At 62.2% G+C, this 23,388-nt stretch carries 23 protein-coding genes and 1 tRNA gene; 6 read left to right on the top strand and 18 right to left on the bottom strand.

The genetic code is table 11. The annotated features are described in order from the left end of the window. The first annotated feature begins 214 nt into the window (after positions 1-214). From V6L75_RS10755 to V6L75_RS10735, 5 genes are all read left to right on the top strand, one after another. Positions 215-772: a polysaccharide biosynthesis/export family protein gene (locus V6L75_RS10755; protein WP_334251506.1), complete on the top strand. Its 558-nt coding sequence runs from the start codon at positions 215-217 to the stop codon at positions 770-772. Positions 773-875: 103 nt separating this feature from the next. Then, positions 876-2,096: a glycosyltransferase family 4 protein gene (locus tag V6L75_RS10750; protein ID WP_334251505.1), complete on the top strand. Its 1,221-nt coding sequence runs from the start codon at positions 876-878 to the stop codon at positions 2,094-2,096. Further along, complete coding sequence (locus tag V6L75_RS10745; protein WP_334251504.1) at positions 2,096-3,709, top strand: undecaprenyl-phosphate glucose phosphotransferase; 1,614 nt, start codon at positions 2,096-2,098, stop codon at positions 3,707-3,709. The genes V6L75_RS10750 and V6L75_RS10745 overlap by 1 nt, the downstream gene beginning before the upstream one ends. Next, positions 3,706-5,013 carry an O-antigen ligase family protein gene (locus V6L75_RS10740; RefSeq protein WP_334251503.1) on the top strand — a complete coding sequence of 436 codons (1,308 nt, stop codon included), beginning with the start codon at positions 3,706-3,708 and terminating at the stop codon, positions 5,011-5,013. Before V6L75_RS10745 ends, V6L75_RS10740 begins: the two co-directional genes overlap by 4 nt. Next, positions 5,004-5,080: transfer RNA gene (locus tag V6L75_RS10735), tRNA-Pro, on the top strand. The genes V6L75_RS10740 and V6L75_RS10735 overlap by 10 nt, the downstream gene beginning before the upstream one ends. A gap of 329 nt (positions 5,081-5,409) precedes the next feature. On the opposite strand, the gene V6L75_RS10730 is transcribed toward V6L75_RS10735, so the two are convergent. The 6 genes from V6L75_RS10730 to V6L75_RS10705 form a co-directional block, all read right to left on the bottom strand. Next, the gene (locus V6L75_RS10730; protein WP_334251502.1) at positions 5,410-6,030 is read right to left on the bottom strand and encodes a MerR family transcriptional regulator; all 621 of its coding nucleotides are present in this window, start codon (positions 6,028-6,030) and stop codon (positions 5,410-5,412) included. A gap of 22 nt (positions 6,031-6,052) precedes the next feature. Further along, the gene (locus tag V6L75_RS10725) at positions 6,053-6,367 is read right to left on the bottom strand and encodes an integration host factor subunit alpha (RefSeq protein ID WP_019962525.1); all 315 of its coding nucleotides are present in this window, start codon (positions 6,365-6,367) and stop codon (positions 6,053-6,055) included. A 152-nt stretch (positions 6,368-6,519) separates the two neighbouring features. Continuing rightward, complete coding sequence (locus tag V6L75_RS10720; protein ID WP_334251501.1) at positions 6,520-7,497, bottom strand: beta-ketoacyl-ACP synthase III; 978 nt, start codon at positions 7,495-7,497, stop codon at positions 6,520-6,522. Then, a complete protein-coding gene (gene plsX, locus V6L75_RS10715; RefSeq protein WP_334251500.1) occupies positions 7,494-8,558 on the bottom strand; it encodes a phosphate acyltransferase PlsX in 1,065 nt (354 codons plus the stop codon). Before plsX ends, V6L75_RS10720 begins: the two co-directional genes overlap by 4 nt. Before the next feature lie 210 nt (positions 8,559-8,768). Further along, positions 8,769-9,332 (bottom strand): YceD family protein, encoded by a 564-nt coding sequence (locus V6L75_RS10710; RefSeq protein ID WP_334251499.1) that lies wholly within the window; start codon positions 9,330-9,332, stop codon positions 8,769-8,771. After that, positions 9,325-9,879 carry a ubiquinol-cytochrome C chaperone family protein gene (locus V6L75_RS10705; protein WP_334251498.1) on the bottom strand — a complete coding sequence of 185 codons (555 nt, stop codon included), beginning with the start codon at positions 9,877-9,879 and terminating at the stop codon, positions 9,325-9,327. Before V6L75_RS10705 ends, V6L75_RS10710 begins: the two co-directional genes overlap by 8 nt. A 130-nt stretch (positions 9,880-10,009) precedes the next feature. On the opposite strand from V6L75_RS10705, the gene V6L75_RS10700 reads away from it, so the two are divergent. Next, positions 10,010-10,447, top strand: a complete 438-nt coding sequence (locus tag V6L75_RS10700) for an outer membrane protein assembly factor BamE (RefSeq protein WP_334251497.1) — start codon at positions 10,010-10,012, stop codon at positions 10,445-10,447. A gap of 84 nt (positions 10,448-10,531) precedes the next feature. Here the strand turns inward: V6L75_RS10700 and V6L75_RS10695 are convergent, their stop codons facing one another. The 12 genes from V6L75_RS10695 to V6L75_RS10640 form a co-directional block, all read right to left on the bottom strand. Then, positions 10,532-12,661 carry a sodium-translocating pyrophosphatase gene (locus V6L75_RS10695; protein ID WP_334251496.1) on the bottom strand — a complete coding sequence of 710 codons (2,130 nt, stop codon included), beginning with the start codon at positions 12,659-12,661 and terminating at the stop codon, positions 10,532-10,534. A gap of 292 nt (positions 12,662-12,953) precedes the next feature. Beyond that, the gene (locus tag V6L75_RS10690; RefSeq protein WP_334251495.1) at positions 12,954-14,192 is read right to left on the bottom strand and encodes an MFS transporter; all 1,239 of its coding nucleotides are present in this window, start codon (positions 14,190-14,192) and stop codon (positions 12,954-12,956) included. 117 nt (positions 14,193-14,309) lie between these two features. Then, a complete protein-coding gene (gene thiL, locus V6L75_RS10685) occupies positions 14,310-15,341 on the bottom strand; it encodes a thiamine-phosphate kinase (protein ID WP_334251494.1) in 1,032 nt (343 codons plus the stop codon). Between the two features lies 1 nt (position 15,342). Continuing rightward, on the bottom strand, positions 15,343-15,888 hold the full coding sequence (nusB, locus tag V6L75_RS10680; protein ID WP_334251493.1) for a transcription antitermination factor NusB: 546 nt from the start codon (positions 15,886-15,888) through the stop codon (positions 15,343-15,345). 6 nt (positions 15,889-15,894) lie between these two features. Further along, the gene (gene ribH / locus V6L75_RS10675) at positions 15,895-16,344 is read right to left on the bottom strand and encodes a 6,7-dimethyl-8-ribityllumazine synthase (RefSeq protein ID WP_334251492.1); all 450 of its coding nucleotides are present in this window, start codon (positions 16,342-16,344) and stop codon (positions 15,895-15,897) included. A gap of 83 nt (positions 16,345-16,427) precedes the next feature. Continuing rightward, a complete protein-coding gene (locus tag V6L75_RS10670; RefSeq protein ID WP_334251491.1) occupies positions 16,428-17,039 on the bottom strand; it encodes a riboflavin synthase in 612 nt (203 codons plus the stop codon). A 1-nt stretch (position 17,040) separates the two neighbouring features. Beyond that, on the bottom strand, positions 17,041-18,210 hold the full coding sequence (gene ribD / locus V6L75_RS10665) for a bifunctional diaminohydroxyphosphoribosylaminopyrimidine deaminase/5-amino-6-(5-phosphoribosylamino)uracil reductase RibD (RefSeq protein WP_334251490.1): 1,170 nt from the start codon (positions 18,208-18,210) through the stop codon (positions 17,041-17,043). Then, complete coding sequence (gene nrdR / locus V6L75_RS10660) at positions 18,207-18,689, bottom strand: transcriptional regulator NrdR (RefSeq protein ID WP_334251489.1); 483 nt, start codon at positions 18,687-18,689, stop codon at positions 18,207-18,209. The genes ribD and nrdR overlap by 4 nt, the downstream gene beginning before the upstream one ends. Positions 18,690-18,857: 168 nt before the next feature. After that, the gene (gene glyA, locus V6L75_RS10655; protein ID WP_334251518.1) at positions 18,858-20,165 is read right to left on the bottom strand and encodes a serine hydroxymethyltransferase; all 1,308 of its coding nucleotides are present in this window, start codon (positions 20,163-20,165) and stop codon (positions 18,858-18,860) included. 208 nt (positions 20,166-20,373) lie between these two features. Then, positions 20,374-20,598, bottom strand: a complete 225-nt coding sequence (locus tag V6L75_RS10650) for a DUF6898 family protein (protein ID WP_019962540.1) — start codon at positions 20,596-20,598, stop codon at positions 20,374-20,376. A gap of 138 nt (positions 20,599-20,736) precedes the next feature. Continuing rightward, positions 20,737-22,089, bottom strand: coding sequence for a L,D-transpeptidase family protein (locus V6L75_RS10645; RefSeq protein WP_425498746.1), 1,353 nt, complete (start codon positions 22,087-22,089; stop codon positions 20,737-20,739). A gap of 300 nt (positions 22,090-22,389) precedes the next feature. After that, entirely contained in the window at positions 22,390-23,277 is an 888-nt protein-coding gene (locus V6L75_RS10640) for a LysR family transcriptional regulator (protein WP_334251488.1), read from the bottom strand. Positions 23,278-23,388: the final 111 nt, after the last annotated feature.

Genomic DNA, 23,388 nt, shown 5'->3' with positions numbered 1-23,388 from the left:
GATGTCCTTCGACCCGCCCATGCACCTCACTCCATACTTGTTAGAGCGACAATGACAAAACATGGTAAGTGAACCATTAAACAATTCCCCCGCCAGTCCAAACAAAAATTAACCTTTATAAATTTAAGTTAACCACCCCGTTTGCCCACTGTTGTGTTCACGCGACATTAACCACGTTTTGAGAACGTGCCCCTGTGTCAGCCTGGAGTAAGTCATGTACGCGCGCCTGTTCGCAGCATTTGCCATCGCCCTCACCCTTGCCGGGTGCAGTGGCTACAAGCGCCCGCCGTCTGCCTTTCACGAAATCCTGACCCAGCCCTACCGGCTCGACTCCAGCGACCGCCTGCGCATCATCGTCTTTGGCCAGAACGACCTGTCCAACACCTATGTGGTTGATCAGGCGGGCTATATTTCCATGCCGCTGATTGGATCCGTTCCCGCACGCGGCAAGACGCAGCAAGAGCTTGCCAGGGCCATTGAAGCCTCACTGCGCAAGGGTTTCCTGCGCGATCCGAATGTATCGGTCGAGGTGGATCAATACCGTCCAATCTTCGTCATGGGCGAAGTACAAGCTGCCGGCCAATATGCCTACGTTCCCGGCATGACGGTCCAGAATGCCATCGCAACCGCCGGCGGCTTCTCCGCCCGCGCAGAACAGGCCAGCGCGGATCTGACACGCCAGATCAATGGTGAGATCCTCAATGGCCGCGTCCCCATCACCGATCCGGTGCGTCCGGGCGACACAATCCATGTCCGCGAAAGATTGTTCTGAGGCGGGTGCGGATTAACCTGGAAATCATCCCTTTAGTCTAGTTTGCTTCCTGTCCACGCGAGAGTTCCGTAAAGAGAGCCCGTGTGAGGTCAGGGAGTTTCAGATGAATTCGCAGCCGCTGCGGATTGTGCATTGCCTCCGGTCTCCGATCGGGGGAACGATCCGGCATATTCATGATCTGGCAAAAGCCCAGGCCGCAGCTGGCCACGAGGTGGGGCTCGTTTGTGATTCCTCCACCGGCTCCGCCTTTGACCTTTCCATTCTTGACAGGCTCCGGCCGCATCTTGCGCTCGGTGTTACCCGTTTTGCCATGCGCCGGCATTTGACGGTGCAGGACATTATTGCCGCGGCAAGGCTTTATGGCAGCGTGCGCGCGCTCGCGCCGGACGTGCTGCACGGGCATGGTGCAAAGGGCGGGGCCTATGTGCGGCTGATCGGCTCGCTGCTGCGCGGCCGCAAGCGCCGCCCAGTGCGGGTCTACTCGCCGCATGGCGGCAGCCTTCATTACGATCCGAACAGATGCGAAGGGCGGATCTATCACGCCATAGAGCGCTTGCAGAACCGCTTCACCGATGGGTTGCTGTTCGTCGCCGACTACGAGAAGGCGGCCTATGAAAGCAAGATCGGGCCCCTGACCGTTCCCTCAAGGGTCGTCTACAATGGTCTGCTCAGCGAAGACTTCGAACCGGTTGCCCCGCATGCCAATGCAGCTGATTTTGTCTATGTCGGCATGCTCCGCCAGCTCAAGGGCACCGACCTCTTCATAGATGCAATCTATGACCTGACACTGCAGACCGGCCGCAAGATCAGCGCAATCATCGCAGGGGAAGGTCCGCAGAGAGAAGAGTTCGAGGCGAGAGCTGCTCAATTGGGCCTGGCAGATTGCATCACCTTCACAGGCGCCCTGCCCGCACGCCGCGCTTTTGCGATGGGGCGTTGTGTCGTCGTGCCCTCCCGCGCAGAGGCCATGCCCTATGTGGTTCTGGAGGCGATCGGCTCGGGCATGCCCATCGTCGCGACACGGGTCGGCGGCATTCCGGAGATCTTTGGCGTCCACGCCGACCGCCTCGTCGATTCCGGCAGCAGCAGCCGCCTCGCCAGCGCCATGCGCGCGGTCATGGCCAGTCCGGAGCGGGCCCGCGCCCAGACCGCAGAAGTGCGGCAAAGCATTATGAGCACCTTCACCGCACCGCGTATGGGTGAGCTTGTCATTTCTTTTTATCATCAATTACTTGGCATTCCTGCTGTGACAAGCACGGAAGCCACTTCCTCCCTCGCGCAAAGCGCATCGCTTTTGGCGAGATCGAGCAAGCAGGGATCATAATGACCACCGATTCCAAAACTCCCCCCATTTCCCAAGCCCTGACAGCCCCTTTCGAGGGGCCGGCAAAAACCACAGACGACGCCGAGAGCCTGCGCAAGCGGCTTGCGGAAGAGCTGCGCCGTTCAACTTCCGCCGGAGACGGAAGCCGGTCTGGCAACAGCCCGGGCACTGCGCTTTCACCTGCCGCCGAAGAAATCGCCCGCAGCCTCCGCAGTGACGGCATCTCCCAGCCTGTCCTTGAAGGCTCTGTCCGGCTGCTCGATGTCATCATTGTCGCCGCAACGGGCCTTGCCAGCCTGAGTTTCACCGGCACGCCTTTCACCGCGCTCACATTTGGCGCCGTTGCAGCCGCGCTCTTCTTCACCCTTGCCTTCTTTCAGGGCTTTGATGCCTATCAGGTCCGCGTCCTGCGGTCGGGCCTTGCCCAGACCGGGCGCATAGCCGGTGGATGGACCCTGGTTCTGGCCATGTTTGCCATCGCCTTCGTAACGACGGACCTGCCGCGCCACATTGCACCGCAGGCTGCCGGACTCTGGTACGCTTCAGGTCTGTGCGGACTTGTTGTCAGCCGTCTCGCCCTGTCGAAGATGGTGAGCTCCTGGATCCGCTCCGGCCGTCTTGAGCGGCGTGCGGTCATTGTCGGTGGCGGGCAGGCTGCAGCTGATCTCATTCATGAGCTGGAGAGCCAGAGCGGCAACGACATCCGCATCTGCGGCATCTTTGACGACCGCGCCAATGACCGCTCGCCGGAAGTCGTCGCTGGTTATCCGAAGCTTGGCAACATCGACGCACTGGTGGAATTTGGCCGCCGCGCCCGCATCGACATGCTGATTGTCTGCATTCCGCTGCGCGCCGAAAAGCGCGTCCTTGAGCTTCTGCGCAAGCTCTGGGTGCTGCCCATCGACATCCGTCTTTCTGCACACACCGACAAGATGCGCTTCCGCAACCGCGCCTCCTCGTTCATCGGAGCGGTGCCTTTCGTCGATGTGGTCGAGAAGCCGATCACCGACTGGGACATGGTGGCCAAGCGCGCGTTTGATATTGCCGTGGCAAGCCTCGCCATCATTGCCCTGTCACCGGTGATGCTGGCCACCGCCATTGCCATCAAGATGGACAGCCGCGGTCCGGTGCTGTTCCGCCAGAAGCGCTACGGCTTCAACAACGAGATCATCGACGTGCTGAAGTTCCGCTCGATGTTCCATGACATGGCCGATCCGGCCGCAAAGAAGGTGGTGACCAAGGGCGACCCGCGCGTCACCAAGGTCGGCCGCTTCATCCGCCGCTCCTCTATCGACGAATTGCCGCAGCTCTTCAATGTGCTGGCAGGCACCCTCTCCCTCGTCGGTCCGCGTCCGCATGCGGTCAATGCCCACACCAATGACCAGACCTGGGACGAGGTGGTCTATGGCTACTTCGCCCGGCACAAGGTGAAGCCGGGCGTCACCGGCTGGGCCCAGATCAACGGCTGGCGCGGTGAGGTGGATACGCCGGAGAAGATTCAGAAGCGTGTCGAGTTCGATCTCTACTACATCGAGAACTGGTCGATCCTATTCGACATCAAGATCCTCGCCCTGACACCCATCCGCCTGCTGAACACGGAGAACGCCTATTGAGCACCGGGGCCGCCCTTGCCGGGGATCAGGGCCGTGGCCGCAAGCTGATGGTCCCTGCCTCGCGCATCAGCGCGGCGGCCCTGTGGGTGGCTGTGTTCCTCGGCGGCTTCGTGATCCAGGAACCTGCCCCCTACGAGCTATTCATGGCCGGGCTTCTGATGCTGTGGCTTCTGTTCGGGCTGCGCCTGCGGCCTGAATTCGGCCCGCTGACCGTGCTTCTCATCCTGTTCATGGCCGGCGGCACCATGGCCGTTCCCTTTGCCCGCGATGTGCCCACCGCTGCCATGTACATGGCCGTCTCCGGCTTTCTCGCCGCAACGGCGATCTTCTACGCAGCGGTTGTCAGCACCGATCCCAGCCGGCTCTTTCTTATCGAGCGCGCCTATATCGCAAGCGCGCTGCTCTGCGCCTCCATAGGCATTGCCGCCTATTTCCGGCTGTTCCCCGGCAGCGAGATCTTCACGCTCTACGGCCGGGCGCGCGGCACCTTTCAGGACCCCAATGTCTTCGGCCCGTTCCTTGTGCTGCCCACGGTGCTGCTGGTCCACCGGCTGCTGACGCGGGGCCTGTTCTCAAGCCCTGCCGCCTTGCTGATTCTGCCCGTGCTGGTGCTGGGCATCTTCCTCAGCTTCTCGCGCGGCGCCTGGGGCCTCTTGGCCCTGTCGGGTGTCATCGTCTACCTGCTCAGCCTCATTCATGAGCGCCGCCCCCGGGAACGGCTGCGGCTGGTGCTGGTGGGTGCAGGCGGGCTTGCCGCAGTGCTGCTGCTTCTTGCGGCCGCCCTGTCCATCGACAGCGTCGCCGCCATGTTCAGCGAGCGGGCAAGACTTGTGCAGGACTATGACGGCGCCCGCCTCGGCCGCTTTGCCCGCTATGGCATGGGCTTTGAGATGGTCATGGAACGGCCCTTTGGTCTCGGACCGCTGGAGTTCAACAAGTATTTTCCCGAGGACGAGCACAACGTCTATCTGAAGGCCTTCACCTCCTACGGCTGGCTCGGCGGCGTTGTCTATCCGCTGCTGGTGATCTGGACAATTACCGCTCTCGTGCCCCTGCTCTTCCGTCACAGGCCGTGGACGGGCTTTGTCCATTGCGTTTTTGCGGTGCTCGTGGGCCATGCCTTGATGAGCGTGATCATCGATATCGATCACTGGCGCCACTATTTCCTGCTGCTCGGCCTCGCCTGGGGCCTCATCGCCATCCACAAGCTTGAGCAAAAACAGCGGACTGTGGATTTGAATGCAAGGCAAGTCTTGCGCCGGGCAAAGGAAGCGGATAGAGAGAGCCCTGTCGTCGGGCAGTAGCGCAGCCTGGTAGCGCACTTGACTGGGGGTCAAGGGGTCGTCGGTTCGAATCCGGCCTGCCCGACCACTTAAAGCCGAAAGCTCTGCGGAGCATGGCAAGTGGCACCGGCGACATTTCTAATGGCGTATCGAGATGACCGATTGGCTCTGCAAATCGCAAGGCCTCTCAATTCCGTCATGGCAGGCTTGATCATGCCAACCATGCCGCGACCTCTCACCCCGCCCCGGACAAGCGTTCCGCCGCCCTACTCGACGTGCAAACCGTGCGGATAGGCAAGGGAATGGTTGCCATGATCAAGTCACGGCAGGACGGAGTGTGGGGTTAAAGCTTGAGCCAAAGCGGCGCTTTCCCTGCGCCGGACTGATCAGTCCGGCGGCGTTCAGAACATCCGGGCCCTAACGCGCCTGATCCAGCAGGCGCTTGCATTCCAGCAGTTCGAACAATGTCGCCTGCAGGCGGCGCACGTCATCCTTGGAAAGCCCGGTCTCATCGTTGCGGTCGGTCAGGAACCGTTCCATGAACCGGAAGCCCTTGCCCTGCCCGGCCTGGGCACGCGGATCATTGTCTGACAGAAGGCCGCGCGGCAGAACCTCGCTCGGCAGGCCGCCCGTATCGCGGGGGGGCTCCGGCTCCTGCATCACCACCTGCGGCCTGCGCTGCGGCGGCTGAGGCACGGCTGCACCGTCCTCGTCCTCCATTTCATCCATGCGAGATGCAGCGGCCAGCGGAATGGCGTCTTCGCGCCAGATCTGCATGACGAACCGGGGGCCCTGCTCCTTGAGGATGCGCTGGACGCCCTTGATCGTATAGCCTTCACCGTAAAGAAGATGGCGGATACCGCGCAGCAGCTCCACGTCATCCGGCCGGTAATAGCGCCGCCCGCCGCCGCGCTTCAGCGGCTTGATCTGGGTGAAGCGGGTTTCCCAGAAACGCAGAACATGCTGGGGAAGATCCAGGTCTTCCGCCACTTCGCTGATGGTCCGGAAAGCGTCCGGGCTTTTTTCAGACATGCTCATGCTGCGTCACCGGTTCGGAAGCTCAGTCGCTGCCGTTGCCTGCCAGCGACTCGTTGATCTTCTGCTTGAGAATGTTGCTGGGCTTGAAAACCATCACCCGGCGCGGCGAGATCGGCACTTCCTCGCCGGTCTTCGGGTTGCGCCCGATCCGCTCCCCCTTGGAGCGGACAAGGAATGACCCGAAGGAAGAGAGCTTGACGGATTCGCCCGTCACCAGGCAATCCGAAATCTCAGAAAGCACCCGCTCCACCAGTTCGGAGGATTCCGTGCGGGACAGACCTACCTTCTGGTAGACGGCCTCACAAAGGTCAGCGCGCGTGATGGTCCTGTTACCCATGCCTCCTCCTCGCCCGGAGCGTGATCCGGCTGATTTTGCAGTGGAACTTCTTTTCCGGACGTACGGTATTGCGTCCGCAAACGAGGGTCAACCGCAGATATGAGCGCTGTCAGCTTCACGCAAGGTGATGACACAGCCCCCGTCAAAACTGCTTACCAGCGCAACAGGACCGATCCCCAGGTGAAGCCGCCGCCCATGGCTTCGAGCATGATGAGGTCACCGGACTTCACGCGGCCATCCTTGACGGCAGCATCAAGTGCCAAGGGAATAGACGCGGCAGAGGTGTTTCCGTGAAGATCGACAGTGACGACAACTTTTTCCGGCGCAATATCAAGCTTCTTTGCGCTGGCGTCGATGATGCGCCGGTTGGCCTGATGCGGGATGAACCAGGTGAGATCTTCACCGGTCAGGCCCGTGGCCTTGAAGGCATCCTCGATCACGTCCGTGATCATGCCCACCGCGTGCTTGAAGACTTCCTTGCCTTCCATACGCAGATGGCCGACCGTCTGGGTCGTGGAGGGGCCGCCGTCCACATAAAGCTTGGACTTGTGCTGGCCGTCCGAGCGCAGATGCGAGGTCAAGATCCCGTGATCGGCAACAGTACCAGAGGCTTCCCGCCCTTCCAGCACGACAGCGCCTGCCCCATCACCGAAGAGCACGCAGGTGGTGCGGTCGTTCCAGTCGAGAATCCGGGAGAAGGTCTCGGCACCAATCACCAGCACACGTTTTGCCTGGCCGCAGCGGATGAACATATCTGCCGTTGTCAGGGCAAAGACGAAGCCCGAGCAGACCGCATGCACATCGAAGGCGGCGCCGTGGCGCATTCCGAGGGCCGCCTGCACCTGGACCGCCGTGGACGGGAAGGTGTTGTCCGGCGTTGCGGTTGCCAGAATGATGGTATCGATATCCTGCGCCGTGAGGCCTGCATGGGCGAGAGCCCGCTCGGCGGCCTTGATCGCCAGATGGGACGTAAACTCGCCCTCGGCAGCGATGTGGCGCTGGCGGATGCCGGTGCGCTGCACGATCCACTCGTCGGTGGTGTCCACCATACGGGCGAGATCTTCATTGGTGAGGATTTTCTCGGGCAGATAGCTGCCGCAGCCGAGAACGGTCGAACGGATGGTGGTCACTCGTCACCTTCGGGAGTTTCAGCGGACACGGAAAAACGGCCACGGTGATAGTGGACGAGGTCCTGGGAGATCTTTTGCAGAAGTTCGTTGCGTACCATGTCATGGGCAAGCGCGATGGCGCTGGCAAAGCCCTCCGCATCGGTGCCGCCATGGCTCTTGATCACGACGCCATTCAGGCCGAGGAACACGCCGCCATTCACCTTGCGCGGGTCAAGCTTCTCACGCAGCTGGTTGAAGGCCCCGCGGGCCAGCAGATAACCGAGCTTGGAGAACAGCGACCGGTTCATGGCAGCGCGCAGATAGCCCGCGATCTGCTTGGCGGTGCCTTCTGCGGTCTTCAGCGCAATGTTGCCGGCAAATCCTTCGGTCACCACCACATCGACGGTGCCCTTGCCCAGATCATCGCCCTCGACAAAACCGGCATAGGAGAAGGAGCGGAACGGCGCCTCACGCATGATGCGGCCGGCGGTGCGGACCTCTTCCAGGCCCTTCACTTCTTCCACGCCGATGTTGAGCAGGCCGACGGTCGGCTTTTCAACACCGAAGAGGGCGCGGGCCATTGCCCCGCCCAGAATGGCGAAATCGATCAGCTGCTGCGCATCGGCGCCGATGGTGGCGCCCACATCCAGAACCACGCTTTCGCCGCGCGCCGTCGGCCAGATGGCAGCGATGGCGGGGCGGTCGATGTTGGCCATGGTGCGCAGGCAGAAAGTGGACATGGCCATCAGCGCGCCGGTATTGCCCGCCGACACGGCCACGTCAGCCTCGCCATTCTTAACGGCCTCAATGGCGCGCCACATGCTGGAGCGCCAGCGCCCCTGGCGCAGCGCCTGGCTGGGCTTGGCGTCCATGCCCACCGCAACCTCGCAGTGGAAGAAGGTGGAGGCATCGCGCAGGCGCGGATATTTTTCCAGCAGCGGCAGGACGATCTTTTCCTGCCCGAAAATCAGAAACCGGATGCCGGGGTGGCGGAGCAGCGCAAGCTCTGCCCCCGGCAGCACCATTTCGGCACCGGCGTCGCCGCCCATGGCATCAAGGGCAATATGAATGGGTTTTGCCATCTGAAGGTTCTTGTCGTCCATTCGCTTGGGAGCGCTCATCAGGGCCAGAGGCCGCGAGAGCATCTCGAGACTGCCACTCTCATGCGGGCAGATCCGCCACAGCATGCCGGGGTGGCTAAAGGGTCAGTCCGCCATCTTGCAGGTACAGCGCGGCGAACATAACGGTTTTGGGGCGGGAAACAACCGTTTTTGCCCCTCGCCCGCTTCCCCTTATGGCTTGTCCTTGTTCTTGAGCTGCTCCAGCACCTTGAAGGGCGAAGGCTTTTCGTCTTCCTCTTCCACCTCTGCGGGCGTCTCGAACTCCAGTTCCGCATCCGCTGCACGCGGGAACGGGTCCAGCGCCAGGACAAATTGTTCGCAGACGAGCGCGCCCAGATCGATCATCCCGTCCTCGATCGCATCGGGCGGCTCGGGGGCTTCCAGATCAATCTCGATCTCGCCATCCTCGCCAAGGTCCGGATTGCGGCGGCGCGGATCAAGTTCCGGCTCATAGGCACGCTCGAAGTGGTCCTTCACAGTCATTGGCAGCGGCACCAGCGTGATGACGCAGCGCTGTGCCCCTTCGGCCTCCAGATCGCCCGTGACAAAGACACCGGCCTTCTTCCACGGCCGCACTTCCAGCTTCGCGGTGAAGCGGGTCAGGCCGGCAAGGTCATAGGCCTCGGCTATGCGGGCAAGCGCATCTGCATCGGCGGTCAGTTCCACGGTCTTCGGCGTATTACCCAGACGGGACACCTGAAAGCGGTGCGAGAAAGGTGTCGGCACATCACTCATGATTCGGGTTTCCCTCAAGCGCCGGCACATCAGGCCAGGCGAGTTTGGCGGTCATGATGCCGTCCAGCGGCAGATCCGCCAGCGTTTTGACCGCATCCATCATATAGAGCGCAAGCCTGTCGCAAGCCGGCGCATTGGGCGTTTCGGTGAAGATGTTGCGGCCGATGGCTGCCGCCAGGGCCGCGGCATTGCCCGCGTCCAGAGCCTCACCATAGGCGTTTGCGCGGCCATAGAAGGCCTCGGCCATCTTGCGGACCTTCTTCGGCACCCTGTTGTCGCTGATGCCCATTTCCCGCAAGGAAGCGTCCATATCGCGGAAAAACAGGTCGAAAACCGCCTGTGACGTGGCTGCGGCCTCCTTGCCTTCCCCCTGCAGACGGCGGAAAAGCAGAACAGCGTGCAGGATCATCATGTCGAACCGGCCATCCACGGTGTCAGGCACAGAAAGTGCTGCGTAGAAGGCAGGCTGACGCGCCTGAGCCACGATAGCGCCATAAAGAGCGTATTCGGATGGCCGTGTGCGGCGGCGGAAAAGGCCAAATACCATGGAATGCCTCGACTGGTCCCGTGCGGACGGTGTTGCCTTGTGCCCTAACGCAGGTTACTTGCTTTGCCAAGGAACGAATTCAAATACGCACCGGACGGCAAGGCCGGTTCAGACGGGACAGGAACGACGAATGAAGACCAAGGCGCATGTGCTGATGCTTCCCATTCTCCTCGGGCTGACCGTGGGGGGATGCTTCACCCAGACCTACAATCATGGCCATTCCATCTCCCCCGACATGCTGCAGCAGGTGCAGGTGGGGTCGAGCAAGGAGAATGTGGAGCTGGTCCTCGGGTCACCGTCCACCACGTCCGAAATTGACGGCCTCGCCTATTACTACATCTCCCAGACTGCCGAGACGACGGCCTTCCTGAACCCGAAGATCGTCGAGCAGCGCGTGGTCGCCATCTATTTCGATCAGGATGGTTTTGTGAAAGACATCGCCAACTACGGTATGCAGGACGGCAAGGTCTTTGACTTCATTGGCCGCAAGACCCGTACCGGCGGCTCAGACTATGGTTTCCTGACGCAGATCCTGCGCGGCGCCGCCAACCCGTCACTGGGCCTCTGAACCCAACCGGCAATCTGCAAGAAGTTCAAATCCCCCGGAAGGTTCTTCCGGGGGATTCTTGTTTGGCTGGCAGAAGGCCAGATCCTAGTGCGCCAGGACCGCCAGCAGCAGAAGGGCGACGATGTTGGCGATCTTGATCATCGGGTTCACCGCCGGGCCAGCGGTGTCCTTGTAGGGGTCACCCACGGTGTCACCTGTCACCGCGGCCTTGTGGGCATCCGATCCCTTGCCACCGTGGTGGCCGTCCTCGATGTACTTCTTCGCATTGTCCCAGGCCCCGCCGCCGGAGGTCATCGACAATGCGACGAAAAGCCCGGTGATGATGATGCCCAGCAGCATGGCGCCCACAGCCGCAAAGGCATTGGCCTTGCCCGCAATCGCGTTGATGGCAAAGAAGCAGACAATCGGCGAGAGCACCGGCAGCAGCGAGGGGATGACCATTTCGCGGATGGCGGCGCGGGTGAGCATGTCCACCGCCCGGCCATAATCAGGCCGCTCGGTTCCGGCCATGATGCCCGGCTTCTCGCGGAACTGGCGGCGCACCTCCTCCACCACGGCAGAGGCGGCCCGGCCCACGGCGGTCATGGCAATGCCGCCGAACAGATAAGGCAGCATCCCACCGAAGAAGAGGCCGACGACCACGTAGGGGTTGGAGAGAGAGAAATCGAGCGTATCCACCGTCAGCCCGGCAAAATAGGGGTACTGATCAGAGTTGGAGATGAAGTAGCGCAGATCCTCCGTATAGGCCGCGAAGAGCACCAGCGCGCCGAGGCCCGCAGAGCCGATGGCGTAGCCCTTGGTCACGGCCTTGGTGGTGTTGCCCACCGCATCCAGCGCATCCGTCGTCACACGCACTTCAGCCGGAAGATCCGCCATTTCGGCGATGCCGCCGGCATTGTCCGTCACCGGGCCGAAGGCATCCAGCGCCACCACCATTCCGGCCAGCGCCAGCATCGTGGTCACCGCGATGGCGATGCCGAAGAGGCCCGCCAGCGAATAGGTGACGATGATGCCGGCAATAATGATCAGCGCCGGAACCGCCGTTGCCTCCATGGAAATGGCGAGGCCCTGAATCACATTGGTGCCATGGCCAGTAACGGATGCCTGGGCGATGGACCGGACCGGACGGTAGCCGGTGCCGGTGTAATATTCCGTCACCCAGATGATCAGGCCGGTGACGGCCAGACCGGCAACGCCGCACAGATAGAGCGACATGGGCGTGAATGAGAGCCCGCCGCTTGTCGTCAGCACCACGCCCATGCCGCCAAAGACGAAGGACGTGACGGGGAACAGGATGATGAGCGACAGAACCGCCGTGGCGATGAAGCCCTTGTAGAGCGCTCCCATGATCGAGTTGTTGGCCCCCAGCTTGACGAAGAAGGTGCCCGCAATCGAGGTGAGGATGCAGGCGCCGCCAATCGTCATTGGATAGAGCATGGCTGGAGCCGTCGCCGCTGTTCCGGCAAAGAGGATCGCCGCCAGCACCATAGTCGCGACCAGCGTTACCGCATAGGTCTCGAACAGGTCTGCCGCCATGCCCGCGCAGTCGCCGACATTGTCGCCGACGTTGTCAGCGATGGTTGCCGGGTTGCGCGGATCATCTTCCGGGATGCCTGCCTCCACCTTGCCAACAAGATCACCCCCAACATCCGCCCCCTTGGTGAAGATGCCGCCGCCCAGACGGGCGAAGATGGAGATGAGCGAGGCGCCGAAGCCGAGCGCCACCAGCGCGTCAATGACGCTTCGGCTGGTCGGGTCATAGCCAAGGACACGGGTGAGGATGACGAAATAGACCGTGACGCCCAGCAGCGCGAGGCCTGCCACCAGAAGCCCGGTTACCGCACCGGACTTGAAGGCAATTTCCAGCCCTGCTGCGAGGCTCTGGCTGGAAGCCTGCGCCGTGCGCACATTAGCACGGACTGACACCATCATGCCGATGAAACCGGCAAGGCCGGAAAGAACCGCGCCTGCTGCAAAGCCGATGGCGACAGGCAGGCCCAGCAGCCAGGCCCCGAGAACGAAGATGACAGCGCCTGCAATGGCGATGGTTGTGTACTGGCGCGTCAGATAGGCTTGCGCGCCTTCCTGGATCGCCCCCGCGATCTCCTGCATCCGGGCGTTGCCCGCATCGGATGCCATCACAGACTGGATCGCCCAGCCCCCGTAAGCCAGTGCCAGAAGGCCGCAGGCAATGACGACGACAAGCTCGGTCATGAGTCCTCCCAATGAATGGGCAGCCCGGCAATCCGATCGTTCTATGACAGCATTTTATCTTGACTTCCAACGGGCTGCGACGCGCGCCAAGGCTCCGGCAAGTCCACTCTCATTCCGCAGCAAGGCGCAACAGCGTCACGTTAGCAGAATGAACATGGGGCCGGTCAAGTCCTTGCCCTCGTTTATTTTTGCAAGAGACACGAAAACATGCGCCGCAATGCAGCAGATACTGATGCTGCAAATACCGCAATGCAGAAGAGGTTGAGGAAAGGTTGTTTTTACTTGGAACAAATCAAGACAACGCCGGTTCCGGTGTGCCTTTGGCCAGCACGAACATGAGGATCACGCAGACGAGCACAAGCGGGAAGACCAGCAGATTGACCGTCGCCCAGCCGAAGCTGTACAGGAGCGCACCGGAAGAGAAAGATGCAAGCGCAACGAAGCCGAAGACGAGGAAATCGTTGAAGGACTGCACCGTCGCCCGCTCGGCGGGACGGTAGCAGCGCGTCAACATGCTGGTGGCGCCAACAAAGCCGAAGTTCCAGCCAACGCCCAAGAGGATCAGCGCGCTCCAGAAATGCGCCACTTCAAGCCCCATGAGTGCAATCACGGAACAGCCGCACAGCAGTGCAAGGCCAGTGAGAACGATGGTCCGCTCGCCGAAGCGGGCGATCAGCGTACCGGTGAAGAAGCTGGGGCCGAACATGGCCAGCACATGCCACTGGATCGCCAGCGCTGCGTCGGTTTCGCTCAGACCGCAGCCAATCATGGCCAGCGGCGTTGCCGTCATCACCAGGCTCATCAGTGCGTAGGAGCAGATCCCGCAGACGGCGGCGACAATGAAGGACGGCTGGCGCAGGATGACGCCCAGCGGCCGGGCCTGCGCATCCGCCACAGTCTTCTCCCTGACGGGCGGGACCTTGAGGAAGGTGAGGATGACGCCCATCAGCAGGAACAGGCCGCCAAGGGCAGCATAGGTTCCGGCAAAGAGCACCGGTGCAAAGAGATCCTTGGTGAAGATCACCGTCTGCGGCCCGATGATGCCAGAGAAGACGCCGCCCGCCATCACCCAGGAAATGGCCTTGGGGCGGAAGGCATCGCTCGCCGTGTCGGCTGCCGCAAAGCGGAACTGCTGGACGAAGGCCGTCACCGTGCCCGCAAGCGCGCAGGCCAGTGTGAACAGCCAGAAGCTGCCGATGAGGATGGCCCAGGCCGCCAGCAGCGAGGCGAGAAAGCCCAGAACCGAGCCGCCCAGAAATCCAGTCCGCCGGCCCACCCGCTTCATCACTGCTCCGGCAGGCAGGGTGCCGATGGCCGTTCCAAGGATCATGCAGGAGATTGGCAGCGTCGCAAGGCCAGGGGCTTCCGGCAGAAGCGAGGCCGCTGTCAGCGAGCCGGTGGCGATGACGATGGAAGCCGTTGCCCCGCCGAGAGCCTGCGCTGCGGCAAGAATCGCTGCATTGCGCCGGGCAATGCGGTCACCATCCGCAGCGGCGTCCTGTGCAGGCGAAAGGGAAGGCTGAGAGGACATGGACAGGCTCCAGACTGGCTCTTGGGCAAGCTTTGAGGCTGGGTCCGGGCAGAACGGGCTGGCGCGGCAATCTGCGGGGATCAGGCATGGCTTCCCGGCAGGAAGCCGGGACAGGATTCAAAAATGACGGAAGCCGCCCTGCCCTGCAAGCGTGAAAGGCATTCCGCCGCGCGTCAGACGGACAGTGGGCTTGTCAGCAGCGGATGATTTCACCCGGCCAATGCAGGTTACCGGCACACCAGCAGTTGCGGCATCAGCCTCAAAGGCCTGCCCTTGCGCCGGAGGCACGCAGACAAAAAGCTCGTAGTCATCCCCGCCGGTCAGCACGCGGGTGATGAGATCCGGCTGGGCTGCAAGCGCAGCACGTGCGGCATCCGACAGAGGTAGAGTGTCCGCCTCGAGGACCAGATCCACCCCCGAATGACGCGCCACGTGCCCCGCATCAGCGCAAAGCCCGTCCGAGATGTCGAGACTGGCGGAAGAACGGGACAGCACGGCAGAGGCCAGCGCCACGCGCGGCTGCGGCAGCAGATAGCGGCTCAGCAGAAACTCTGTATGAGGTTCAGACAGCCCGAGCTTGCGTGCCAGCTCCGGCTCAAGCCGCAGGGCAAGGCCGAGGGCGGAATCGCCAATTGTGCCGGACACATAGACGAGATCGCCCGCCGTTGCGCCGTTGCGCCGCACGGCGCGGCCTTCCGGCACTTCGCCCAAGGCAGTGATGGACAGGACCATGCGCTCGCCGCTGCGGATCGTATCGCCGCCCAGCAGCGGGAACGCAAACTCCGCCTGATCAGCGGCCAGACCGGCAGCAAAGCCGGTGAGCCATTGCGCAGCCCCGCTCCCGGCCATCTCCCCGCCGAGTCCAAGCCCCAGCAGATAGCCAAGCGGCCTTGCGCCCTTTGCGGCAAGGTCGGACAGGTTGACGCGCAAGGCCTTGCGCGCCACCAGATCAGCCGGATCATTGGCAAAGAAGTGGACGTCCGCCGCCAGCATGTCCTTGGTCAGGACGAACTCATGTCCGGCAGAGGGCTTCAGTACAGCGGCGTCATCGGTCAGCGCAAGGCTGCCGGGGGCGGTTGCAAGCGGGGCAAAGAAGCGCTCGATCAGGTCGAACTCGCCCAGCCCCGCATATGCCCCATCAGCGGCCATACTACTGGCCGTCCTGCGCGTCCTGACCGTCTCCCGCCTCATCCGCAGGTTCCACCGGCTCCAGCTCGGCGCTGCGCAGCTGATGTGCCAGGCGGTCCAGCACACCGTTGACGAGACGCGGCTCATCCTCGGCATAGAAGGCCTTCGCCACGTCGATATATTCGGAGATGATCACCTTCGGCGGCACATCGCGGCGGCGCAGCAGCTCATAGCTGCCTGCACGCAGGATGGCGCGCAGCAGGCTGTCGATGCGCTTCAGCGGCCAGTCTTCCACCAGCGCGGTGTGGATGAACGGGTCAAGGCGCAGCTGCTCGGCCACAACGCCGCGCACAATGTCCTTGAACCACTGTTCGTCCGCATCGCGGTACTGGTAGCCGTCGACTTCCTTGCCAAGGCGGAATGCGGTGAACTCGTTGACCACATCAGTCACCGACGAGCCGCCCACATCCATTTGGTAAAGCGCCTGCACCGCCCCGAGACGGGCGGCACCGCGCTTGTTGGCCGGACGGATTTCCGGCCCGTTGTTCTGATCGGCTCCGCCGGTCATGTCAGATCAAACCCCAAGACGTTCCCGAAGACGGATCATGTCGAGCGCTGCGCGCGAGGCGGCACCACCCTTGTCCTTGTCGGTCACCCGGGCGCGGGCCCAGGCCTGTTCATCATTTTCCACTGTCAGGATGCCGTTGCCGAGGGCAAGGTCGGCATCGACGATGAGATCCATCAGCACGCGAGCCGACTCATTGGCGACGATGTCGTAATGGGTCGTCTCACCGCGAATGACGCAGCCCAGAACGACGAAGCCGTCATAGAAGGTGCCGTCGTTTTCCATGGAGGTCAGCACCATGGACAGCGCCGCCGGAATTTCCAGCACGCCCGGAACGGAAATCCGGTCATGGGTCGCGCCCGCCTCGTCCAGAGCCTTTGCCGCCCCTTCGTAGAGCGCATCGGCGATGTCTTCGTAGAATCGGGCTTCAATAATCAGGAGGTGAGGCGCGGAGCTCATCGGTCGTGTCGCTTTCTGTCTGAGAGGTGCGGTCAGGAACCATGCCTGCCCGATTTTGTCCAGCCTTTTGCGGGGCGAGCCCCTCAGGCCTGCTCGCGGAAATCGGCAAGGCGCGCGGCATAGCGCGCCATCATGTCGACTTCAAGGTTTACGTTGTCCCCCGTCTGCCTTTCGGCCCAGGTGGTTACCGCCAGCGTGTGCGGAATGAGGAAGACGGAAAACTCCGTTCCCTCCACCTCGTTCACCGTCAGCGACGTGCCGTCCAGCGCCACCGATCCCTTGCGGGCGATGAAGGGCGCAAAGGCGCGCGGGGCATCAAAGCGGAAATAGACAGTGTCCGGATGGTCGCGCCGCTCGACGATGCGGGCAAGCCCGTCCACATGGCCGAGCACCAGATGGCCGCCCAGTTCCGTGCCAAGGCTGAGGGAGCGCTCCAGATTGAGCTTCTGCCCCGCCTTCCAGTCCGCAACAGTCGTCAGGCGCAGGGTTTCGGCGCCGCTTTCCACCTCGAACCAGTTGCCGGTCTCGTCACGCCCCTTGGCGGTCACCGTGTGGCAGGGGCCGCCGCAGGCGATGGAGGCGCCAATGTCAATCGTGTCCACGTCATAGGACGTGGCAATTCGGGTGCGCTTGCCAGCGGGAATATCCGTGACGGAGAGAATGGTGCCAAGGTCGGTGACAATTCCGGTGAACATCTCAACTCTCCTTGCGGCGGAACCGCAACAGTCTGTCCGGCCCATAGACGGCCGTATCAACCAGACGGAAATCCGGGTATTCGGCGGTGAAGCCGCCAGCTCCGCCATCAAACGGCAGAATGCGCCCTGCCCCCAGCTCTGCCACACCGTGGAAGATCCAGGTTTCATCCACCACACCGGCCTGCAGGAATGAGCGGGCGACGCGCGCACCGCCCTCCACCATCAGGCGCGTCACACCCCGGTTGGCCAGTGCCGTCAGCGCGATCTTCGGCTCGATGCCCTCCTCATTGGCGGGCACGCGGATGACAAGCACACCAGCATCGGCAAGCGCCTGAACACGCGCAGGATCAGCCTGATTGCCCGTCACCAGCCACACCGGCACATCGGCCGCAGACTGCACGAGACGGCCTTTCAGCGGCAGTCTTGCATCCTTGTCCAGCACCACGCGCACGGGTGAGCGGTCCTTCATGCCAGGCATGCGGCAAGTCAGTTCCGGATCATCGGCTAATGCCGTGCCTATGCCGACAAGAATCGCGTCACAGCTGCCACGCAAACCGTGCACCACATTGCGCGACAGAGGACCGGTGATCGCCAACTGCCCCTCTCCAACGCGGCCAATGCCGCCGTCAGCCGAGAGCGCCAGCTTCAGCACCACATTCGGGCGCTGGTCGGTGACACGCAACCGGTGCCCTGCGTGAAGCAGGCGGCAGAGTTCCTCCTCCACGCCGGTCGAGACGGCAATTCCCGCTTCCTCAAGCATGGCGACACCACGCCCGGCCACGCGCGGGCTGGGATCGAGGCAGCCGATCACCACACGGTCCACGCCTGCCTCCCGCAGCGCCAGCGCACAAGGCGGTGTGCGGCCGTAGTGGGAACAGGGCTCCAGTGTGACGTAGCAGGTGGCGCCGCGGGCCAGCTCTCCGGCCTGCCGCAATGCGCTCACTTCAGCGTGCGGCCCGCCGGGCCGCGAGGTAACACCGCGGCCAACGATGACAGGCACGCCGTCCTCAAAACGCACGACAAGAGCACCGACCGAAGGGTTAGGCCAGACCTGCCCCTGCCCTCGCGCCGCAAGGGCAGCGGCAGCCCGCATCAGGCGGCGGTCGATACCGGTCACGGCATTCTTGCCGCCGGCGGCGGGTGCAACAGCTACAGCCTCAGCTTCGCTCACGCATCCTCCTGGGGTTCATCATTGCCGGGCAAACCGCCCAGTTCACCGAGAAGATCGCGGAAGTCACGCGCTTCACGGAAGTTCCTGTATACGGATGCAAAGCGCACATAGGCCACATCATCGATGGTCTTCAGGCCTTCCATCACATGGGTGCCGATCATCTCGCTGGTGATCTCGCCTTCGCTGGTGCTCTCCAGCTGGCGCACGATACCACTGACCATACGCTCGATCCGCTCAGGGTCAACCGGGCGCTTGCGCACGGCAATCTCGACGGAACGCATCAGCTTTTCGCGGTCAAACGGCACGCGGCGGCCGGAGCGCTTGACCACCATCAGCTCGCGCAGCTGCACCCGCTCGAAAGTGGTGAACCGCCCCCCGCAGGTGGAGCAGACACGGCGGCGGCGGATGGCCGTGTTGTCTTCCGTCGGGCGCGAATCCTTAACCTGGGTCTCTTCACCGCCGCAAAAGGGGCACCGCATGTCATCCGTTCCTTATACCAAGGCCCTTAAATTCAGGGCCCTGCAAAGCCACAAGCACCGCATGGGCGCAAAGAATCTGGTGGCCGTAAGCTCTTCGAATTCCGCTCAAAATGCAAACGATCCGCGCCGGAGGGCGCGGACCGGTTCTTGTACTCGTCAGTCAGGCTGTCAGGCCGGGTAGATCGGGAAGCGGCTGGTGAGTTCGATCACCTTGGCCTTCACCGCAGCTTCCACAGCCGCGTTGCCTTCCTCACTGTTCGCCGCCTTAAGGCCATCGAGGACCTCGGTGATCAGCATGCCGATCTCGCGGAACTCGGCAAGCCCGAAACCGCGTGTCGTGCCGGCCGGAGTGCCGAGACGGACGCCAGAGGTGACGAAGGGCTTTTCCGGGTCAAACGGAATGCCGTTCTTGTTGCAGGTGATGTTGGCACGGCCAAGCGCGGCTTCCGCCTTCTTGCCGGTGGCGTTCTTCGGGCGCAGGTCCACCAGCATCAGATGGTTGTCGGTGCCGCCGGAAACGATGTCCAGCCCCTGCTCCTGCAGGGTCTGGGCCAGCATCTTCGCGTTAGCAGCAACAGCCGCAGCATAGGCCTTGAATTCCGGGCGCAGCGCTTCACCGAAGGCAACAGCCTTCGCGGCGATCACGTGCATCAGCGGACCGCCCTGAAGGCCGGGGAACACGGCAGAGTTGATCTTCTTGGCGATGTCTTCATCGTTGGTGAGGATCAGACCGCCGCGCGGGCCGCGAAGGGACTTGTGCGTGGTCGAGGTGCAGACATGGGCATGGGGCACCGGCGAGGGATGCGCGCCGCCCGCCACGAGGCCGGCGATGTGGGCCATATCGACCATCAGGTAAGCGCCAACCGCATCGGCGATCTCGCGGAACTTCTTCCAGTCCCAGACGCGCGAATAGGCGGTGCCGCCGGCAACGATCAGTTTCGGCTTGTGCTCATGCGCCAGACGCTCGATCTCTTCCATATCGAGCAGATGATCGTCCTTGCGCACGCCGTAGGACACGACGTTGAACCACTTGCCGGACATGTTGACCGGGGAGCCGTGGGTCAGGTGGCCGCCGGAGTTGAGGTCGAGGCCCATGAAGGTGTCGCCCGGCTGCAGCAGCGCCAGGAAGACGGCCTGGTTCATCTGGCTGCCGGAATTCGGCTGCACGTTGGCGAACTTGGCGCCGAACAGCTCCTTGGCGCGCTCGATTGCCAGCGTCTCGACAATGTCGACATACTGGCAGCCGCCATAATAGCGCTTGCCCGGATAACCTTCGGCATACTTGTTGGTCAGGACCGAGCCCTGAGCCTCGAGAACGGCCTTGGAGACAATGTTTTCGGAGGCAATCAGCTCGATCTCGCGCTGCTGACGGCCGGCTTCCTTCTGGATGGCGCCGAAGATATCCGGGTCGGCATCAGCCAGAGATTGAGTGAAGAAACCGGTATAGATCGGCTCGCCGGCCAAGGTATCCGACATCGACATGGCTAGGTCCTTTTCAGCGATTCACAAAGGGCCCCTTCGCCCTTTTTTCCGCCCAAGCGCAGGCAAATGGCATTGCTCCGGCATTGGCCCTTTCGGGAGCCCTGCACTTAGCATAGGCATTCCGGTGAACCAAGTGGTAGACCGTCACAGTGATCCGCAAATCCGGCACTGATCTGATCCATACCGGAAATGGCGCAGGAATTTACGCCGTCCAGCCCCCGCGAGGAACCTCCGGCGTGCCGTTCTCCTCGGACAGACGCTTTGCCAGCTTGCGAAGAGCCAGCGCCTGCAGATCCGACTGCGCCGCATTGACCGGGCCGATCACCGACACTTCAACGCCGGTCGCAGCATCAATTGCCACCACCTTGACCTGACGGCCGATGGGCACGAATTCCAGATAGACTTCACCCTTGGCATGGCCGGACATGCTGGCATCTCCAGAGACAGAAGAACGGGCGGCACATGAAACACGCGCCCATGAAGGATCAGATGGGCATCATTGCCTGCGGCGCAACAAAAAAGGGAGCCGGAGCCCCCTTTTCCAGTCTCATCTGAATGATGCGGCTCACTGGCCGGGCAGCTGCAGCTCTGCAACGTCGCCATAAAGGCCATCACGGTTGTAGATGTCCTCGCGGAAATGCACTGTGCCGTCTTCGTTGGCCCAGGCCGTGACGTAGGTCAGGTAAAGCGGCACCTGAGTCTTGAGCTTCACGTCTTCCCGCAGGCCATCACGGATGGTCTGGTCAACGCGGGTCCGGTTCCAGTCCGGCGTGGTCGATTCCAGCATCCAGGACACCAGGTCCCGCACGTTCTGGACGCGCACGCAACCGGACGAATGGAAGCGGTTGTCGGTGCCAAACAGCGTCTTCGACGGTGTGTCGTGCAGATACACCTGATGTGTGTTGTGGAAGTTGATGCGGATGGCGCCCAGCGAGTTGATTTCACCCGGGTCCTGCCGGAACTGGTACTTCGTTGCCTCGTCCGAGTTCCAGTCGATCTGCTGCCAGGAAAGCTCGTTGTTCTTCCAGTCGAAGATACGGATCTTGTTTTTGGCCAGATACTGCGGATCCTGCTTCATTTTCGGGATCAGATCCTTGCGGATGATCGAAACCGGCACGGTCCAATACGGGTTGAAGTTGACCTCATAGACCTTGGAATTCAGGATCGGGGTCTGGCGGTCGATCTTGCCGACGACAGCAGTGTGCCGGGAGCGGACACGGCCATTCTGAACAGCCTCGATCTCGGCTGCCGGAATATTCACCATGACGTAGCGCTCACCCAGATCCCCCGAGAGAGAGCGCAGGCGCACGAGATTGGTTTCCAGCTGGCGCAGGCGCACATCGGCCGGAATGTTCAGAGCCGCAAGCGTGGTCTGCCCAAGCGTGCCATCCGGAATGAGGCCGTGGCGCACCTGGAACCGGCGCAGGGCAGAGTCCACATAGGAATCGAAGGTCGTGGAGACACCGGCCTGCTGCTCCAGATCACCTGAGGCGATCAGACGGCGGCGCAGCGACGCAACGATGGGATCTTCTGCGCCGATGCGCAGCGTCCGGCCCGGCGTCGGGACAGTTTCCCAGCCGCCGCGCTGCACGATCATGCTGTACTGGTTGATCGCCGAAGCCACATATTCGGCCGTCTGGGGCGCGAGGGTCGGCGTCGCGGTCTTGATCGACTGCAGATCTTGCAGCGTTGCATCGAAGCGGTCTTCCCACTCGGCGCGCTGATTGAACTGCTGCAGAGCCTCCAGCGGTGACTGCGCCAGCGCTGTTCCGGCAAGAATGCCGGTCAAGGCGCCAGCCAGGGCAGCCGTACGGGCCAAGATGGCGGAGACTTTCGTGATCTGATTCCCGTTGCGCAACAACACCCGTCGCTCCCTTCGCATCGCGTGGAGGTTCACCCGGCCAGCTCTGATCCGCATAAACTGCTTCACGTGCCTGCCGGTGAATTCCAGTTAACCACACGGCGGCTTAACAAATTGCAGCCTAGGTCCGGTCGGCCGCCGCATGCCCAAACGGTGAAGTCCCTTGCGCAATTGTCAGCCCCTGCCTTGCGCTCATGGCACAGCAGTCATGAGGATCTTTAGTCAGGGGTTTATGGCCGAAACATGTCCAGTAAACACATCACCGCCAAAAAGCGAGAGCTGGTGCAGCAAGGCTACACTGCGTTTTTTGCATGCGCTGGAAAGACTATCCAAGCTACCGGAGCATAAACACCGGCATCAGTCTGCAACTGGCCTGTCGTTGCTGCAGGCTTCGGAAATCCATTGCGCGAAGGCTGCCATTGCGCGTGTCTGCGGCCGCTCCGAGGGCCAGACAAGAAGATACCTCCCTGCTTGAACAGTGACCGGAAAAGGCTGGAAGAGCCGCCCCTCAAGGATGTGCCGCTGAAACATCGCAACAGGCAGCAGCGCAGCCCCCACGCCATCAGCCGCCAGTTCCGCCAGCGCAACCGAACTGTCGAAGACCGGCCCCTTGATTGGCGGCACCGGCGTCCGGGCCGCCTCGAACCATTGTGGCCACTCGGCATTGCGGTAGCTGCGCAGCAGAAGCAGCTTCGCAAGGTCAGCTGGTTCCCGCAGCTGACCGGCCAGCTGCGGCGCACAAAGCGGTGACAATGGCGCTTCCATCAAAGGAAGCGCATCATGCCCGCTCCAGCCGCTGGCGCCAAAGCGGATCGCCATGTCCAGACCCTCGCGCAAAATCTCGACCCTGTTGTTGTTCGTCGAAATCCGCAGGTCGATTTCAGGATGGGCACTGCAGAAAGCCTCCAGCCTCGGCATCAGCCAGCCAAGAGCGAAGGTGGTGTTGACGCCGACGCTCAGCACCTCAACGTGCCGCTTGCCGTGGAACCTGTCGAGCGTCCGGCCAATCACATCGAAACTATGTTCAAGAACCGGGGCCAGCAGCCTCGCCTCATCCGTCGGCACCAGGCCTTGAGAGGTGCGCTGGAACAGGGTGACTCCGAGCTGATCTTCCAGCCGTGCGATCTGGTGGCTGACGGCCGCCTGCGTCACGCGCAACTCAACCGCCGCCTTCGTAAAGCTGCCCTGCCGCATGGCGACTTCAAAGACACGCAGCGCATTGAGGGGAATATCAGGCCGGTCCATCGCATTACTTTTCCTAATACTGCGCCTGAAGATTTGTCGTTTGAGCCCGGAATGCAAGCCGAAATAGAAGAAACGCATGACATCATTTGATGTCAGAGAGCCGCAAGTGCG

The sequence above is a fragment of the Pannonibacter anstelovis genome, assembly GCF_036881715.1.
In the GTDB taxonomy this organism is placed as follows: Bacteria; Pseudomonadota; Alphaproteobacteria; order Rhizobiales; family Stappiaceae; genus Pannonibacter; species Pannonibacter anstelovis.
The sequence above is the reverse complement of the archived record's forward strand: the minus strand, read 5'-3'. Positions and strand labels throughout refer to the sequence as shown.

Excerpts from the sequence above, each read along its gene's own strand:
- plsX (WP_334251500.1), bottom strand. The coding sequence starts at position 8,558 with ATGGCAAAACCCATTCATATTGCCCTTGATGCCATGGGCGGCGACGCC.
- thiL (WP_334251494.1), bottom strand. The coding sequence starts at position 15,341 with ATGGCCGCTGATGGGGCATATGCGGGGCTGGGCGAGTTCGACCTGATC.
- V6L75_RS10645 (WP_425498746.1), bottom strand. The coding sequence starts at position 22,089 with ATGCGGATCAGAGCTGGCCGGGTGAACCTCCACGCGATGCGAAGGGAG.
- V6L75_RS10690 (WP_334251495.1), bottom strand. The coding sequence starts at position 14,192 with ATGTCCTCTCAGCCTTCCCTTTCGCCTGCACAGGACGCCGCTGCGGAT.
- V6L75_RS10730 (WP_334251502.1), bottom strand. The coding sequence starts at position 6,030 with ATGAGCATGTCTGAAAAAAGCCCGGACGCTTTCCGGACCATCAGCGAA.
- V6L75_RS10755 (WP_334251506.1), top strand. The coding sequence starts at position 215 with ATGTACGCGCGCCTGTTCGCAGCATTTGCCATCGCCCTCACCCTTGCC.
- glyA (WP_334251518.1), bottom strand. The coding sequence starts at position 20,165 with ATGTCGGATACCTTGGCCGGCGAGCCGATCTATACCGGTTTCTTCACT.
- V6L75_RS10640 (WP_334251488.1), bottom strand. The coding sequence starts at position 23,277 with ATGGACCGGCCTGATATTCCCCTCAATGCGCTGCGTGTCTTTGAAGTC.
- V6L75_RS10725 (WP_019962525.1), bottom strand. The coding sequence starts at position 6,367 with ATGGGTAACAGGACCATCACGCGCGCTGACCTTTGTGAGGCCGTCTAC.
- nusB (WP_334251493.1), bottom strand. The coding sequence starts at position 15,888 with ATGACCGGCGGAGCCGATCAGAACAACGGGCCGGAAATCCGTCCGGCC.
- V6L75_RS10670 (WP_334251491.1), bottom strand. The coding sequence starts at position 17,039 with ATGTTCACCGGAATTGTCACCGACCTTGGCACCATTCTCTCCGTCACG.
- V6L75_RS10700 (WP_334251497.1), top strand. The coding sequence starts at position 10,010 with ATGAAGACCAAGGCGCATGTGCTGATGCTTCCCATTCTCCTCGGGCTG.
- V6L75_RS10745 (WP_334251504.1), top strand. The coding sequence starts at position 2,096 with ATGACCACCGATTCCAAAACTCCCCCCATTTCCCAAGCCCTGACAGCC.
- V6L75_RS10710 (WP_334251499.1), bottom strand. The coding sequence starts at position 9,332 with ATGAGTGATGTGCCGACACCTTTCTCGCACCGCTTTCAGGTGTCCCGT.
- nrdR (WP_334251489.1), bottom strand. The coding sequence starts at position 18,689 with ATGCGGTGCCCCTTTTGCGGCGGTGAAGAGACCCAGGTTAAGGATTCG.
- ribH (WP_334251492.1), bottom strand. The coding sequence starts at position 16,344 with ATGAGCTCCGCGCCTCACCTCCTGATTATTGAAGCCCGATTCTACGAA.
- V6L75_RS10750 (WP_334251505.1), top strand. The coding sequence starts at position 876 with ATGAATTCGCAGCCGCTGCGGATTGTGCATTGCCTCCGGTCTCCGATC.
- V6L75_RS10705 (WP_334251498.1), bottom strand. The coding sequence starts at position 9,879 with ATGGTATTTGGCCTTTTCCGCCGCCGCACACGGCCATCCGAATACGCT.
- V6L75_RS10695 (WP_334251496.1), bottom strand. The coding sequence starts at position 12,661 with ATGACCGAGCTTGTCGTCGTCATTGCCTGCGGCCTTCTGGCACTGGCT.
- V6L75_RS10650 (WP_019962540.1), bottom strand. The coding sequence starts at position 20,598 with ATGTCCGGCCATGCCAAGGGTGAAGTCTATCTGGAATTCGTGCCCATC.